Source organism: Novosphingobium taihuense (assembly GCF_007830315.1).
In the GTDB taxonomy this organism is placed as follows: domain Bacteria; phylum Pseudomonadota; class Alphaproteobacteria; order Sphingomonadales; family Sphingomonadaceae; genus Novosphingobium; species Novosphingobium taihuense.
In genome coordinates this window covers 21,494-37,128 of sequence record NZ_VLKJ01000013.1, presented here as the reverse complement: position 1 = coordinate 37,128, position 15,635 = coordinate 21,494, and the positions used below count along the sequence as shown (strand labels likewise).

Annotated in this window: 9 protein-coding genes; 2 read left to right on the top strand and 7 right to left on the bottom strand. The window is 65.8% G+C overall.

What is annotated here, in order from left to right; genetic code table 11:
• Window positions 1-19: 19 nt before the first annotated feature.
• From IQ25_RS18615 to IQ25_RS18590, 6 genes are all read right to left on the bottom strand, one after another.
• On the bottom strand, window positions 20-607 hold the full coding sequence (locus tag IQ25_RS18615) for a hypothetical protein (RefSeq protein WP_144907783.1): 588 nt from the start codon (window positions 605-607) through the stop codon (window positions 20-22).
• Entirely contained in the window at window positions 604-1,950 is a 1,347-nt protein-coding gene (locus IQ25_RS18610) for a sensor histidine kinase (RefSeq protein WP_144907782.1), read from the bottom strand. The genes IQ25_RS18615 and IQ25_RS18610 overlap by 4 nt, the downstream gene beginning before the upstream one ends.
• Window positions 1,947-2,633, bottom strand: coding sequence for a response regulator transcription factor (locus tag IQ25_RS18605; protein WP_144907816.1), 687 nt, complete (start codon window positions 2,631-2,633; stop codon window positions 1,947-1,949). The genes IQ25_RS18610 and IQ25_RS18605 overlap by 4 nt, the downstream gene beginning before the upstream one ends.
• 101 nt (window positions 2,634-2,734) lie before the next feature.
• Window positions 2,735-3,625 (bottom strand): SH3 domain-containing protein, encoded by an 891-nt coding sequence (locus IQ25_RS18600; protein ID WP_144907781.1) that lies wholly within the window; start codon window positions 3,623-3,625, stop codon window positions 2,735-2,737.
• 144 nt (window positions 3,626-3,769) lie between these two features.
• Window positions 3,770-8,593, bottom strand: coding sequence for a hypothetical protein (locus IQ25_RS18595; RefSeq protein ID WP_144907780.1), 4,824 nt, complete (start codon window positions 8,591-8,593; stop codon window positions 3,770-3,772).
• A 17-nt stretch (window positions 8,594-8,610) separates the two neighbouring features.
• Complete coding sequence (locus tag IQ25_RS18590; protein WP_246415458.1) at window positions 8,611-9,909, bottom strand: tetratricopeptide repeat protein; 1,299 nt, start codon at window positions 9,907-9,909, stop codon at window positions 8,611-8,613.
• A 144-nt stretch (window positions 9,910-10,053) separates the two neighbouring features.
• Here IQ25_RS18590 and IQ25_RS18585 point away from each other — a divergent pair, with 144 nt between their 5' ends.
• Both IQ25_RS18585 and IQ25_RS18580 read left to right on the top strand, forming a co-directional pair.
• Window positions 10,054-10,965, top strand: a complete 912-nt coding sequence (locus tag IQ25_RS18585; RefSeq protein WP_144907779.1) for a LysR family transcriptional regulator — start codon at window positions 10,054-10,056, stop codon at window positions 10,963-10,965.
• Window positions 10,966-11,052: 87 nt separating this feature from the next.
• Window positions 11,053-12,375, top strand: a complete 1,323-nt coding sequence (locus IQ25_RS18580; RefSeq protein ID WP_144907778.1) for a family 1 glycosylhydrolase — start codon at window positions 11,053-11,055, stop codon at window positions 12,373-12,375.
• Window positions 12,376-12,419: 44 nt separating this feature from the next.
• Here IQ25_RS18580 and IQ25_RS18575 read toward each other — a convergent pair whose 3' ends face one another.
• The gene (locus IQ25_RS18575) at window positions 12,420-15,596 is read right to left on the bottom strand and encodes an autotransporter outer membrane beta-barrel domain-containing protein (protein ID WP_158637795.1); all 3,177 of its coding nucleotides are present in this window, start codon (window positions 15,594-15,596) and stop codon (window positions 12,420-12,422) included.
• Between the last annotated feature and the right edge of the window lie 39 nt (window positions 15,597-15,635).

The window sequence follows — 15,635 nt, the reverse complement described above, 5'->3', positions numbered from 1 at the left end:
TTCCCCCGCCAGTCGAACCTCAGTCGATGACGAGGTAATAGCCCGCAGCGTTGCTCGAGGGGTTGGTCAGCACGATCTCGAAGCGTCCGCTGAACAGGGGCGTCCACATGCATTCGCGGGTGCGGGCTTTTGCGGGCGGGCAGACCGGCTTGGCCTCGCCGTCGAGTACGGTGAAATCGAGTCCCGCCTGTCCCGGCGTCGCCACCGCCACGCGCGCTGATCTGCCGCCGTCGAACAGTTGCGGCAGGCGCACCGTTGCGCCGGGATTGAGCATGCCCGCCTTATAGGCAGGCCCCAGCACGCGGCCGCGATAGGGTGGTGCCTTGGGCATTTCGGCCCTGCTACGCCATGCGACAACCGGGTCTGCCTCGCCCGCCATGGGCCGCGCACCGAAGGCGTCGAGCGCGGCGAGGATCATGCCCAGCCGCTTGGGATCGCCCTGTGCAGAATCGGCATCGGCCAGCAGGCCCGCCACGGCCTCGGCCGGTTCGGCGGTGCTCGTCAGGAGCAAGGGGGCTGGCGTTCCGCGCGCCGCCTGTTGTCCATCGGCAGCGCAACCGCCAAGCGCGAGCACGCAGGCAAGGCTCAGGGCTGTAAGGACTTTCATGGGGCAGGCTCCAGGATGAATTGTGCGCCGCGCGGGGCATCGCCCAGCCTCAGGACAAGGCCGTGGCGTTCGGCAATGGCGCGGGAAAGGGCAAGGCCGAGGCCGTGGCCGGGCCGGTCGCCGGGGGCAGTTGCGCGCGCGAACCGTTCGAAAATGCGGTCGCGCTGGTCGCGGAGAATTCCGGGCCCGTCGTCCTCGACGGTGACCTGCGGCCCGGCTCGCAGGATCAGGCGCACGCGCCCGCCCTCGGGCACGTACTTGATCGCATTGTCGAGCAGGTTGGACAGCAGCCGGGTGATCTGCATCCGCTCGCCCAGCATGGTCACGTTCTTGGCAATCGACGTTTCGAAGGTCAGCCCGGCGTCTTCCGCACTTCCTTCGTAGAGATCGGCGAGACTTGTGACGAGGGCGCTCATGTCGATCTCTGCCAACCCCGCCAGATCGCCCCGGCGGCTCTCGGCAGAAGCGATGTCGAGCAGCGAATCGAGCATCGAGAGGATCGTGCGGATATCCTCGCGCGACTGGCCAATGGGGCCGCCTGCCCCCTCGGGCCGCGCCTGCATCGCGGTGCCGAGCCGGTTGTCGAGGTGCATCAGCGGAGTGCGCACCTCGTGCGCGACGTGTTCGGACACCTGCTTGTAGGCCTTCAGCAATTGCGCCTGCCGCGCCAGCAGCCTTGCGCCATGGCCTGCCACTTCGTCGATCTCGTCGCCGCCGCGCTGGCGGGCAGGGAAGCTCGCGGCGCGCCCGTCCGCCGCCGCGCCGAGCGCCGCATTCACCGCATCCATCCGCCGCGCAAGATGCCGCGCCGTGATCCATGCAACGAAGGCCACCGCACCGACGATGGCCGCGCCCACGGCAAGGAATGCGGCTGAAAGCACGGCGAGCGCAGACCTGTCGCGGTCATACTCGCGGGCAACCAGCAGTTGCAGGTTCGGGGCAAGCTTGGCTCCTTGCGCATAGACCTGGGTGCCATCGCCGAGCGTAACGAACCCCTCTTCCGAGCGCGCGGCGTTGAGTTCGGGCCAGTGCTTCACGTCACCTGCCAGCAAGCGCCCGGCGCCATCGGCAATCATGTAGTGCGATCGCCGCCCTTCAAGGCTGACGACATCCTGCCGGTCTGCCACGCGGCGCAGCAGTTCCTCGCGGCCTGCGGTCGCATAGATATCGATCAGGCCGGCCAGATCGGTCGAGACTGTGGCGGAAAGCGAGCTGCGCGTCTGGCGCTGGACGGTGATCGTGGTAACCGCAAACAGCACGCCCACCGCGATGACCGCGATGAGGATCGAGGCCGTCGTCAGCTGGCCGAAGATCGACCGTGCACGGACGCGCGCAGGCTTCATTCGCCTCTCGTCAGGCGGTATCCCGCGCCCCAGATCGTCTCGAGCGCAGGCGCGGCAAAACCGTCCTCAAGCTTGCGGCGCAGGCGGCCGATATTGACGTCGACGACGTTGGTCTGCGGATCGAAGTTCATGTTCCACACGTCGCGCAGCAGCATCTCGCGGGTCACGGTCTCGCCCGCATTCTCCATGAAATAGCGGAACAGGGCGAATTCCTTGGGGCTGAGCGCGATGTGCTTGCCCGAACGGAACGCTGTGCGGGCTTTCACGTGGCATTCGAACGCGCCGTAGATGATTACCGCCCCATGGACCGCGCCCGCCGCCCGGCGGTGCAGTGCCCGCAGACGAGCCACCAGTTCCTGCGGTTCATAGGGCTTGGCGAGGTAATCGTCGACGCCTGCTTCCAGCCCCTCAATGCGGTTTTCGCTGCGCCCCAGCGCCGAAAGCATCAGCACCGGCGTGCCCACGCCTGCGGCGCGCAGGCGCGAAACGATGGTCAGGCCGTCGATGTCAGGGAGCATGCGGTCGAGGATGATCACGTCGAACTGTTCGGCTCCGGCGCGCTGCAAGCCGCCGGTTCCGGTCTGCTCCCAGGCCAGCCGGTCACCATCGGCGAGCACGAGGTCCTGCACCGCCTGCGCGGCGCGCGGATCGTCCTCGACATAGAGGATGTTGAGATTGCCCATCATGTCTGCACCCTCGGCTTGCCCCCGGTTGCGGGCAAACCGTCCGACGCGATCTTTTCACGCCGGACGGTAGCCATGCAACACTTCGTTTTGTGCGTATGTCAGCGCATGTCCTCTACCGAGACCCAGCCCTTGGTGCCGAAGCTGTCCTGGACCTCGACGAACAGACCCTGCCGCTGGCCGGTGGGGGTGAGAGCGGTTCCGGCGCGCACGGTGCGCAGCGTTGCGGACTTGAGGTCGGCCTTGGCGAGCATCTTGGTGTCGACTGCCGTCGTTGCGGCCGACATAGCCGGGGCCGGTGCAGGAGCGGCGGCTGCCGCCGGGACCAGCGAAGCCAGCGACGGTCCTTGGGCCGACAAGCCGTTGAAAGCCTTGACGAATGCCTCGATCAGCATCTGTCCGTCCTTGCTCCCGGCATAGGCCGCACCGGTCGCGCCGCTGGCCACTGCGCCGATCGTGCCGCCGCCGTTGCCGAACGAAATCGTGGTCTTCTTGACCTCTCCCGCGCCCGAGGCAACGGTCTGGCCGTTGGCGGGGCTGATCAGGCGGATGCCGGCAGCCACCACCTTTTTCTTGCCGCCAAAGCCGCCGAACATCCCGAGCATCGAGCCGCCGCCGGGGATTCCGCGCAACATGCTGCTGGCCGCCCCCGAGCGGACGAGGCCCTCCATGGCGACTCCCTTCGCCTTTTCAATGGCTTGGTCCACCTCTTCCTTGTCACCTGCGATGACGTTCATCAGGAACGTGGCGGGCTTGCCGCTGGCGGGATCGTGGAGCGCGAAGCAGCCGGATTCGCGGGCCATCGCGGCGATCAGCTCGCGTGGGGAGGAGAGGCCGTACTTGGTCCAGCCTTGCGTGTCGCCATCCACGAGCGCGACGGTGCCGTAGCTCGTCTCGCACTTGTTGAGCGTGACGGGCGGTTCCTTGTCAGCCGCCAGTGCGGCACTTGAAGTCATTGAAAGTACAGCGAAAGCGAAGGTCTTGCGAAGCATCGGTCATCCCCTAGAAGCCGGACCACACTCCCGTGCGGCCCCTTTCCAACTCTCGGGGACTCTCGCCCAACTCCCCCCTAACTCCCACACAACTGTCCCGTCACTCTCGTGACAAATGCCGTTACTTTCAGTGGCGCTTGCCGATCAAGGAGCAACCTTGCCGAAGACAAGCACGCCGTTGACGGTGAACGCGCCAGTCGGGGCAAAATCGCTGATCTGATAGCCAAGCCCGACGTGGCTGGCAGCGTTGCCATAGAGCGCGCCCACCACGCTTGCGGTGCAAGAACCGATGCAGCTGTTGGCGTTTGCCGCCGCGATGCCAACCGAGCCCGAACCGAAGCGCATGTCGCCGCCGACAACGAGGCCGCCGTTGCCAGGGTCTGCCGATCCGCCCGGCGTTGCCACCGTCCAGCCCCGGTTGCCGGTGGCGACGTTGAGGTTGAAGCCGACCTTGGCCTGCGTGCCGAACTGGACGGCGAGCGTGCCCGATGCCGTACCCGAGTTGCCGTCCGCCCCGTTGAAGTTGGTCGGCGCGGTCGATCCGACGACGGCGTAGTTTACCGTCCCGCTTACCGGGAGGTTGGCTGCTGCGGTTCCGGTGACGATATGAACCTGAGGATTGGTCGAGGCATTGTTCGCGGTATCGTCCCAGCGAGTCCAGGCCACTGCATCATCGATGCGGCCGTGTTCCTTGAGCACCGAGGAGGTGCCGTAGAGGATGTTGGAGTTCGGCGTCAGCTTGACCCGGCTGATCGTGCCGTCCGGCGAGACCGTGACTTCGGCGGACGAGGACGCGTTAGTGCCGCCGTTTTGCAGAACCGCAGTTGGCGCGAAGCTGATCGTGGGCGAGCCGGACGAGGCGACGGTGCCGCTGGCCTTGAAGGCAGCAGAGCCGATGATGTACTTGCTGTCGCCGCCCGGCGTCAGCGCGGCGTAGGTGATTGCCGCCTTGTCTGCCGATCCGGCAAAGCTGCCGTTGACGGCCACGGTGCAGAAATTCGTGCAGCGGCTCGATCCGTCGTCCCCGGGCGCGACGAAGCCGAAGGTCCCGTTAGAATAGAGCTGGAACTGCGTTGTCGACTGCGAGATGTCGGCAAGGCCGCCCGTGGTGGCGATGTTATAGACGTAATCGGCACCATTAAGACTGCCGCCGGGCATGACGATACGCGCTTCCATCGCCACTATCGGCAGGGTGCGCCCGAAATTGACCTTGAAGCTGCCGGTAAACGTGCCCGGCGCGCTCGATCCGTCGATCCATGTTGGCTTGGTCGCGGCATAGAGAGCATAGCTGACGATGCCCGTCGTCGGCGCCGTGAAGTTTGTCGGCAAGGCCCGCGCGGCGAAATAATGCAGCCCCTGGTTGGCGTTGAGAGTGAACGGATTTGCTCCGGTATTGGTGCCATTGGACCAGCGCCCGAGCACTATATCAGCATCACCAGCAACATCGCTGACCGTCATCGTGCCGGGCGTGCGCGTGATGTTGGCCGGGCGGGTGTAGCTTTGCAGCCCGCCGTTGGCATCGAGCGTATAGGCTGTGGCACTGAAGCCCAGCTCGCTGCCGGTGATCAGGCGACCGTCCGGCAGGCGCAGGGTGGTGATGAAGTTGATCCGGGGGGAGGTGCCGTTGAAGCCACCACTGTAGCCGGTGAGGACGCCTCCACCCGTTCCGCCGCCCGTGCTACCGCCCGGAAGTGTGCCGTCCTTGCCGAAGATTACCGCACCCTGGATGCGGCCTGCGCTGAAGCTGCCGCCATAGGTCTGGTACATCAGGCCGAGGCGGTTGACCTGCTCTTGCCCCGCGAAATCGCCGTAGAGGCTGATGTTGCAGCCGGTGCCGACGCAACCTTCGCCCTGCCCTGTCATGCCGGTGCCGAAGAAGTAGTTGCCGAGGCTGTCGTAGATGACCTCCTGCAGCTGCCCGTTTGCATAATTGGGCGTGCTGAAGGTGTAGGTAACGTCGCCTCCGCTTTCAGGCATCACGATGGTGCCCAGCGTGCGGAAGAACAGGACGCGGCTGTTGCTGGTGAAGCTCAGGGTCAGCGCTGCATCGAAGGTGCCCGGCGCGGTGCGGCCGTCGGAATAGACCGGACGCGTTGCCGCGAGCACCTTGTAATCGACCGTGCCCGAGACCGGCAGGGTCCCGCCCTTGGGGGCGAGCACGACATAGGGCAGGCCGTTGTTCACGCCAAAGCCGAACTGGCTGTTCTTGAAGCGGGCATTGCCATCGTAGTAGCGCCCGACGATGGCACTGGCATCGCCTGCAACGTCGGTGACCTTGGCCCCCAGCGTGGCAATGTCGCCCGCCGTTTCCAGTTCACCGCTTGCGTTCACGGTGGGCGTCGAGTTGGCTGGCTGGATGTTCCCGGCGTGGCCGGCGATGGCCTTCGATCCCGATGCGTTCGAGGGGAAGCCGCCGGTGTAGGTCGTCAGGCGCGTGCCGCCCGTTCCGCCACCGCCCGTGCCGCCGCCACTGCCCGGAAGCCCCGAGAACAGGTCCGGATTGCCGCCGCCTGCCAGATAGACGTAGTAGCTCTGGATGAAGCTCAGGGTCGTCCCGTCGAACAGCGCGGCAAGCACGCCCGCATCGGTCAGCGCCTTGAGGTAGGCGAGGATCTGCGCCTGCGTGAGCAGGGTATAGTCCGAAGGCTTTCCGCCGCTCGCCAGGAAAGCGTAGTAGGCCTCGAGCGCGGTAACGTAGGTCGCATAGACCGGCAGCGCCGAATAGCCGTCCGCCGTGCCGCCGCCCACAAGGAACGCATAATAGGCGGTGAGGAACTCGGCCTGTCCTGCCAGCAGCGTCGAAAGCTTGCCGCTGTCGATCAGTGCCTTGATGTACTGCTGCAGCAGGGCAAGATCAGCGCCCGTGTAAGCGCTCGGCACGCCGCCCGCCTGAAGATAGGCGACATAGGCGGCGACCGCATCGGCAAAGGCCTGATAGTTCGGCGGGGTCGGCAGGCCGGTGTAGAGATCCGGGTTTCCGCCATTGGCAAGATACGTGAAGAACGCCGTGTAGAAGCTGGCAAGCTGGCCGAGGAATGCCTCGTTCGCGCCGACCGCCGAAAGGGCTGCCAGATACTGCCGGATCTCGTCCTGCGTGAGCGCGGTATAGGCCGAGGGCAGGCCTCCGTTCTGCAGGAAATCGTAATAGGCCTGCAGTGCGGTGGCGTAGCCGGTGAAGACGTTGAATGGCAGGCCCTGCCACCCGTCAATCGTGCCGCCGTCTGCAAGGTAGGCGAGGTATTGCGCATAGAACGTGGCGGTGTTGCCAAGGAACCGGTCAAGCGCACCTGCCGCCGCCAGCGCATCGAGATACTGGCGCAGCACCGCGGGATCGAGCGCGGTATAGGCCGAGGGCACCCCGCCTGCGGCAAGGTAGGCCTGATAGCTCGCGAGCGCCTGCGCATAACCTGCAAAGACATTGGCGGGCAGGCCCTGCCAGCCGTCGATGGTGCCGCCCTGCTTCAGGTAGGCGAGATACTGCGCATAGAACGTCGCCTGTGCGCCCAGCACCTGTTCGAACAGCCCGGTCGCCTGCAGCGTTTCGAGGTACTGGCGCAGCGCGGCGGGATCGGCGCCTTCGTACTGGCTCGGCAACTGTCCGCTCTGCAGATAGGCGAAGTAAGTGGTCAGCGCGGTGCGGTACTGCTGGATGAAGGCCGTGCCGCCATTGGCGAGATAGGCCTGCAGAAACGCGCGGTCGCTCTCGGCAAGGCGCACCAGCAACCCGGAATCGTTGAGGAAGGTGATGTATGCGCTGAGCGTGGCTTGCGTTGCGCCTTCAAAGGCCAGCGGATCGCCGCCGCCACGGATGAAAGTGAAGTAGGCTTGGGTCAGCGTGGTATAGCGCGCGACGAACTGGTCTGCACTGCCGCCGCCTAGCACGAAGGCGATATAGGCGTCGACCAGCACGCGGTTCTGGCTCGACAGCGCGGCAAAGCCATCGGTGCGCGAGCGGTAGGAGATGAAGGCGTTTATGTCAGCCAGCGACGTCCCGCTGAACGACGATGGTGCCGCGCCGGAGCGGACGAGATCGAGGAACTGCACCATCAGTCCGGCATAGACGGTGAGGAACTGCGCCTGCGACTGGCCGCTGGCGAGATAGTTCAGGTAGGCGCGGATCACGTCGGCCTGGGCCTGGTTGAACGGCTGGCCGCCGTAGAGCGTCTGCAGCCGCGCGGCATATGCGACGAGGTTCGCCAGATCATCCGACGGGAAAGTTTCGAGCGAAGGATTGGCGACGGCCGCCTCGACGCGCTGGCCCGAGGAGACGATGTCGCCCGAAGCCCCGGCAGCGGCAAGCGCTTCACCCAGCACGACCGGCACGCCGTTCTCCGCCGCAGCGGCAGGGCCGCCTTCGCTGATCGCGGCAACTTGCGGTTCTGGCGTCGGGGCGGGAGCAGGGGCGGGCGTCTGCGTGGCCAGTTGGGCCTGCCGCTGCGGCGTCATGCGCGGGGCAGGCGCGACCGGGGCGGACGTTGCAAGGCGCGGGTGGCCATTGGCGACTTCCCAGGCCTGCCCTGCGGCAAAGCGCTTTTCCTCGCGCCCGTTGGCGATGGAGGCAAGGCCGGTGAGGACGCGGCCTGTCGCCTTGGTCTTGCCGCTGGCATCGGTATCGACCGAGAAGCTGCCCGAAGATCCCGCGCCGCTGATCTTGCCGGAGCCCTGCCCGCCGAGGCGCACCACGGTTTCGCTCATGCCAGCGCCGGTGACGGTGACGTTGCCCTTGAACAGGTCGACCGTGCCATCGGGGCGCAGCTGGAATTCCGCGCCTTCGACGAAGGAGAGCATCGCGCCGCTCGACAGGCGGATCTGGGTGACGCCGGAGCCTTGGGTCACGCGCTCACCGCGCAGGGCGGCGGCGGCAAGGTCGGCATTGTCGGCAAAGACCACTTCCTGCGCCTTGGCATGGGTGGCCACGGCCAGAGAGGAAGCGCCGATCAGGAGGGCGGTGAGGGCTGAAGCTTTCATGGGACTTGTCTCCCGGATCAGAATTCGAAGCGCGCGCCGGCCTGCACGGTCCAGCGTTCGTGATCGTAAAGGGCGATGTTCGACCAGTTGCGCGACCATGTCGCCTTGGGCTGGAGGAACAGGCGCGGCAGCACCGCGATCTTGACCGCAGCGGTCACGTCCACGCGCTCGTCATGGCGCTTGCGCATGAACAGCAGGTCGGCGCGGTCATAGCGGCGCAAGTCGAAGGCAATGCCGCCAACGACCGCCACCTTGGGCGCGATCTGCACTTCCGCGCCCGCGCTGGCTCCGGCAAAGGTGTTGGATTCGGCGTCGCCCGCCTGTTTGCGGGTTTCCTCGTGACCGCCGATCAGGTTCACCGAGAACTGCCGCGCAGCAAGGCCGAGGCCGACGGCGAAGCGGTCTGCATCGCGCAACGGATCGCGGTCATAATCGAAGCGGGTATACTGGACGGAGGCGGAGAGGGCTTTGCCCCCGGCCAGCATGTGGGTGTACTGGCCGATCGCGCCATAGGCGGTGCGGAAGCCCTTGTGGCCGAGCCAGTACTTTTGCACCTGCCCCGAAAGCGAGGCGACATCGCGGTTGGCGAACGTGTGGGCAAAGCCTGCGGTGCCGGTAAGGCTGGCCTGATCGAAGGCAGCAGAATCGAGATTGTCGCGGAAGTTGCCGAGCAGCGAGCCGAACACGCGGTCCTGCCGCGAGACCGCGCTGACCGCGCTGACGCCGCCAGACAGGTCGTAGAACTCGTCCTTCTGCGCGCGCGCACCATTGCCCAGCGTGCCGGGGCCAAGCGCTGCGAAGAGGGGGATGGTGATCGAGGTCAGCTGAGTGGCCGAGTTGATGTTGCTGTCATGCCCGAATGCGGCCTCGGCAAAGCCTGAGACATCCGAGCCGCCGCCCTTGATCTGCTTGTCGAACTGGCGGACGAAGCCGGTGAAGCGCTGACGCACCGGATCGGGGATCGTCGGATCGTCGACCACGGTGGCGAACTGGGCGCGGGCGGTGTCGATGTCTCCGGCAAGCGCATACGCACGGGCGAGTTCGGCGCGGGCCGGGGCGTTGTCGGGCTGGCGGGCAAGCACGCGCTGGAGGGCGACGATCGCCTCGCCATAGTGCCCCGCATCGGAGGCAGCGAGGCCGAGGGCGTAGTCGAACGCCGGGTCGCCGGCCTTGGCGCGTTCCTGCGCAGCGAGAGCGGCGTAGCGGGTTTCAGCTTCGCTGGCGTTCGCTGTCTGGCCGAACGCTGGCGCGGGCAGCGCTGCCGCCACGGCCATGGTGCAGGCGGTGGCCTGCAGGAAATGATGCTTGGTCGCCATCGTACCCCTCGCGACTGGATGATGGCGTTTCAGCTATCGCGCGGGCGCAGGGATGTCCGATGACAATGGCTGTTAGGGGGGTGACAAGGCCTGTCGCGCGCCGTTGCATAGACAGGCGCTATGCTTGCGCGGTAAGGTATCGGGATGAGTGACCAGCCCTCCCGACTCCGCATCGACCCGCGCGCCGTCGCCACGTTCTGGCGGGTGTGCGAGACGGGATCGATCAGTGGCGCGGCGCGGGCGATGAACCTGTCGCAGCCTTCGGTCTCGAACACGATTGCGCTCCTCGAGCAAAGGCTTGGCGTCACGCTCTTCGCCCGCGCACGCAGCGGCATCGTGCTGACGCGCGAGGGCGAGGCGCTGCGCGACCGGGCCGAGGCGATGGTCCGTCTGCTTGAGACGGCAGCGGTCGAGGTCGATCACGCTGCGCGCAATGTGGCAGGGCCGCTACGGATCGGCGGCACGCCGGGCGCGCTGGTCAGCCTTCTGCCGCAGGCGGTGGCGCAGCTTGAGGAGCGCGTGGGGCCTTTCGCGCTGAGTGTGATCGAGCGGCCGGACCCGCAACTGGCCGACCTGCTGCGCACTGGCGCAATCGACCTTGCTTTCGTGACCACCGAAATCGAGGAGTGCCCGTCGGACCTTGTTGAAGTGACGGCATCGCGGGATTCGTTCGCGCTCATCGTCGGGCGGCGGCACGATGCGCTGAACGATGCCCTCTCGCTGCGCGACGTGGCCGATCTGCCGTGGGTCCTGCCCGAGGCGCAAGGCGCGTTCCGGCGGCAGGTCGATGCGCTGTTCCTCGCCGCGGGCGTGCCGGTGCCGCAGAACGTGATCCGCTGCGATTCGCTGCTCACCACCAAGGCGATCGTCCGGCACAGCGATCGCGTGACCGTGCTGCCGCGCACTGTCGCTGCCGCAGAGCTGAGCATCGGCGTGCTGCGCGCCATCGCCATTGCCGAGGCGACGTTCGAGCGCAGCGTAGGCGTACGCCACCTTGCCGACCGCAGGCTGCCGCCGCTTGGCCGGGCGATGCTCGAGGTTATGGCCGAGTTATAGCCTGCAGCGATGGCTGGGCGATAATCGGGTATTTTACCTTGCGGTGCAGCTGGCATAGGTGCTGGTGCAAAGCTTTGAGGAGAAATGATGTTCGACCGTCGCACCGTTCTTGCCGGAGGCGCAGCCCTTGCCGCCGCCGCGCCACTGTCCGCCGCCAGCAAGCGGCAGCGCAACGTCGCCAGTCCCTCCTTCCCGCAAGGCTTCCTGTGGGGCGCATCGACGGCGCCGCACCAGATCGAAGGCAACAACACCGCGTCGGATCTGTGGTATCTTGAACACCAGCAGCCGACCGTATTCCGGGAGCCTTCGGGCGATGCTGCCAACAGTTTGCTGCTGTGGGAGCGCGATCTCGATCTGGCCAAATCTATCGGGCTCAACACGTATCGCTTCGGCGTCGAATGGGCGCGGATCGAACCGGTCAAGGGCCAGTTCAGCGAAGCGATGCTCGGGCACTACCGGCGGGTAATCGAAGGATGTCGCGCGCGCGGGCTGGCTCCGGTCGTCACCTACAACCACTTCAGCGCACCATTGTGGTTCAGCGCGCAGGGCGGCTGGATCAACCCCGAAAGCGCGGAGCTGTTTGCCCGCTATTGTACCCGTGTCACGCAGGCGATGGGCGCGCAGATGCACAGCGCGATCACCCTGAACGAGCCGAACCTCATGATTCTGCTAAGACAGGCGTTGCCGAAGGCGGTCTGGGACATCGAGAAGCTGACGCTGGACACGGCCGCCAAGCGCCTTGGCGTTGCCAAGATGGTATGCGGCAACGTGGCAGCTTATGACGATCTGCCCGCTCTGCAGCTGGGCCAGCTCGCCGCGCACAAGGCAGGACGCGCGGCGATCAAGGCGGTGCGCGGTGACCTTCCGGTGGGCGTTTCTCTGGCAATGATGGACGATCAGGCCGTCGGCAGGAACTCGATCCGCGACCGCATGCGCGAGGAGCTTTACGGGCCTTGGCTCGAGCTGGCGAAAGCTGACGATTTCATCGGCGTGCAAAACTACGAGCGTGCACTGTGGGGCGACAAGGGCAGGCTTCCCGCGCCTGAAGGCAGCGTTCGGAACTGGTCGGGAGGCGAGGTCTGGCCTGCGTCGCTTGGCGGGGCCGTGCGCTATGCCCATGCGATGACCGGGCGGCCGGTGCTGGTTTCCGAGCACGGTGTCGGCACCGATGACGATGCTGTGCGCGCAGCCTTTATCCCACCCGCATTGGCGGGCCTCAAGCAGGCCATCGATGATGGCGTGCCGGTGATAGGCTATTGCCATTGGTCGCTGATCGACAACTTCGAGTGGGTTTTCGGCTACAAGCCCAAGTTCGGCCTTGCCAGCTATGACCCGGTAACTTTCGAACGCACGGCAAAGCCGAGCGCAGCAGTGCTCGGCGCCATCGCCAAGGCCAACGCACTGGTTTGACGGACAGTCGGGCGACGGTCAGACCGTCGCCCGACAGATTCCGATCAGAACGCGACGCTGAGCGAGGCGCGGATCGAATAGTCGACGCCGCCCTGGATCTGTTCCGCACCCCCGGCAACCTGCCAGGTGTAGTCCATCCCGCCCAGCAGCACGCGCGCCTCGCCGGTCCAGCCGGACTTCATGCGGTCGGCCACCAGCCGGAACTGGTCGCCGTCCGCAAAATTGGCAACCGTGTCGCCCAGCGTTCCGGCCAGACGCGCGCGGTAGCCACCTTCGACTTCCAGTGTCAGCGGGCGCTCGTCGCGGTTGACTTCGCCCGCGCTCCACGAAGCGGTGAGGCTGCCGGTGCCGGTGAGCAGGTCCGAGGTGCGCTTTGCCACGGTCAGCGCGATTTCCTCGTCGCCGCTTTCGGTAAAGCCCTTTTCGCTCAGGCGATAATAGTCGAACTTGGCCATCGGCTTGAGCGAGAGATTGCCTCCGAGGTTGGCCTTGTAGGACACGCCGCCCTGGCCGCCCACTGTCCAGCCCTTCCAGCGGCCATTGGCGCTGTAGGACAGCGCTGCACCATTGACTTCGCCCGTGAACAGGCGCGTGGAATCGAGCGAGACGCGTCCGACCGATGCCTTGGCATAGGCATAGAGCGGACCTGACGCCAGCCGCCAGAACAGGCCGAGTTCGTAGTTGCTGGCATCGGTCTTCTGGGTGTTCGACGTCGTGATGTCGCCCTTGGTGTAGAGGAACGACAGGCCCGCATAGCCAGCGCCGATGTCGCGTTCGAGCCCTGCCGAAAGGCCCCAGCCCTTGACCTTGAACGCTGCGGTGCCGGTCGCGTCCTTGGTGCCGCGGAAGTAGATCGGTTCCAGCCAGCCGCCCACTTCGCTGATGTCGAAGATCGAGCTGTCGTCCATCAGGTGGCGCGAGCCGATGCGGCCCGAGCGGGTGACGAAATCGAACACGCCGCCGGCATAGTCGGGCAGGAGCTGCTCGAACTGGCCTTGGAGCGCCGCGGCGTCTTCGACCTGAAGGAAGCTCGCGCCAAGATTGCTGAACTCGGTGCCTTGCGCGTAGATCGCGTCATAGGCGGCGGTAAGCGGTGCGCCGAGTCCGAGTTGCGCAGCGGTCTTGCGGGTGACGGCCAGCACCAGCGTTTCGCCCACCCGGCTGATTGCGCCGTTGAACAGCACCGGCAGCTTGGTGTTGGTGGAATCGAACACCGGCGATCCGGTCAGTGTTCCGGCAGTCAGGATCGTGTAGTTGCCCACCGCCTTGTCGAGCGAGGAGATCGTTGCCGTGACCTTCGATCCGCTGGCGAATGTCGCGGTATTGACGCTGATCTTCGAGGCAGTTCCGGTGGTGCCGTCGATATAGACGTTGAGCGCGCCGCCCGAGTTGACCGTCAGGCTGTCGAACGAGAGCGTCGTCGCGCTGCTTGCGCCGAACTTGCCACCATTGACCGTGACGTCCAATTGGCCGGCATTGGCAAGCGTGCCTGCGAAGATCGACGTACCGCCGAGCGTAAGCGTGCCTGCGTTCCCGGCCAGATCAAGCTTGCCGACGAAGAAAGCGCTGTCGCTCATCGCCATGGTCGCGGTGCCGCTGCCGAAGTCGATGTTGCCGATGTAGCCGCTGTCACCCGAAAGCAGGACCGAATCGTTGCCCGCGCCCAGGAAGCTGTTGCCGATGATCCGCCCCGAGGCGACATCGAGCACGTCGTTGCCGCTGCCGGTGTGGATATTGCCGGTGATCGAGGTGTAGATCGTCGGATTGGCGGGATTATACCCGCTCGCAGCCTTCTCCGCGTCCTGCGCCTTCTTGTCGATGGCGTTGAGGTACTGCTTGATCGTCACGCCACTGGTGTTGGCAGTCAGATCGATCGCCCGCAGGTCGTCGCCGCTCGAACCGGTCACCGCGATGAACCCGGTGTTGTTGAGCGTGGTCAGCGTGCCGGACTTGTCCTGGATGGCGTAGGCCGCGCCTTCGCCGGGCGAGGACAGGACCGCCTTGATCGTCCCGCTGTTCGACAGGCTGGGCACGGTCGAGCCCTCATTGATCAGGATGCCGACGGCCTTCTGGTCGACGCTGGTTGCGGTGATCGTGCCAGAAACGCCGATGCCGTTGGCCATCGACACCGCGCCGCCCTTGCCACCTATCACGACGGCATAGGCATCTGTGTTGCTGTAGACCGAACTGGCCGAGACGTTGCCGTCCAGCGCCAGCGAGAACTCTCCGTCGCGCCCCTTGACCTTGCCGATCACGATGTCGTTCGCCGCACCCACGAGCAGCGCAGGGCTGTTGCCGACCGAGGTGATCGAACCAGTCACTTCCGAGGCGTCGGCGACGCCGTCGTTGTCCTCGTCGGTCTTGGTGCTGTCGAGGTCGTAGGGGGCTGCATCGAGCAGGATGCCGCCCGCAACGCTTCCGCCGATCTCCACCGCGGCCTTGCCGGTGCGCAGGTCGGTGCGCGAGAGTGTCTTCGAATTGCCTGCATCGTTGGTGTAGCTCGAACTTTGCGAGATCGCGCCCTGGATGCGGACCGCGCCGCCGACGTCGCCGCCAACCACGAGTCCCTGCGCTCCGGCACCGACAACCGCGACGGTGCCTTCCACCGTCACGTTGCCTGAAACGCCCTTGGTGCCGATGCCGACACTGTTGTCGCCGATGACCTTGATCGTGCCGGTGTTCGAGACGCTGCCGGTAAGGTTGGACTTGGCGACCATGCCGCCCGAATTGAGTCCTTCCACATTGATCGTGCCGGTGTTCTTGATCGTCGCGGTCGTGGTCGCACCAGCGCCTACGAGAATGCCGTAGCGGTTGCTGGCCGAAGCGATCGGACCGTCGGTCACCCCGTTGTTGTCGGTATCCGGGCCGTTGAAGCTCTCGGTCACGGTGATGGTGCCGCCGTTGGTGACGGTGCTGTTGGACCCCGCCTGGATCACGATGCCAGCGTCGTTGTCCTTGCCGCCGGTGTTGGTGATCGTGCCGCCCGAAGCGACCGTGGCGGTGTTGTTGGAATCGACAGTGACGGCGGTGCCACCTGTGGCCAGCGTGATCGTGCCGCCACTGGCGACGGTCACGTTCCCTGCGGTCGAGGTCTTGAGCGGCGTGGTCGTGCTGGTGCTGACGGTGGTGTCGGCAAGCGCGGCCTCAGGGGCCAGCATGGCCAGAGCGATGGACGCTCCGGTCAGCGTCGACAGAATGGTGGTGCTGCGAAGACGGTCCATAAACCCCTCATGAATTCGGTAAAGGAGGCCCGCGCCGGG

Bases quoted from the DNA above. Each gene is read 5' to 3' on its own strand.
- IQ25_RS18590 (WP_246415458.1), bottom strand. From the start codon at position 9,909: ATGGCGACCAAGCATCATTTCCTGCAGGCCACCGCCTGCACCATGGCC.
- IQ25_RS18585 (WP_144907779.1), top strand. From the start codon at position 10,054: ATGAGTGACCAGCCCTCCCGACTCCGCATCGACCCGCGCGCCGTCGCC.
- IQ25_RS18580 (WP_144907778.1), top strand. From the start codon at position 11,053: ATGTTCGACCGTCGCACCGTTCTTGCCGGAGGCGCAGCCCTTGCCGCC.
- IQ25_RS18595 (WP_144907780.1), bottom strand. From the start codon at position 8,593: ATGAAAGCTTCAGCCCTCACCGCCCTCCTGATCGGCGCTTCCTCTCTG.
- IQ25_RS18605 (WP_144907816.1), bottom strand. From the start codon at position 2,633: ATGGGCAATCTCAACATCCTCTATGTCGAGGACGATCCGCGCGCCGCG.
- IQ25_RS18600 (WP_144907781.1), bottom strand. From the start codon at position 3,625: ATGCTTCGCAAGACCTTCGCTTTCGCTGTACTTTCAATGACTTCAAGT.
- IQ25_RS18615 (WP_144907783.1), bottom strand. From the start codon at position 607: ATGAAAGTCCTTACAGCCCTGAGCCTTGCCTGCGTGCTCGCGCTTGGC.
- IQ25_RS18610 (WP_144907782.1), bottom strand. From the start codon at position 1,950: ATGAAGCCTGCGCGCGTCCGTGCACGGTCGATCTTCGGCCAGCTGACG.
- IQ25_RS18575 (WP_158637795.1), bottom strand. From the start codon at position 15,596: ATGGACCGTCTTCGCAGCACCACCATTCTGTCGACGCTGACCGGAGCG.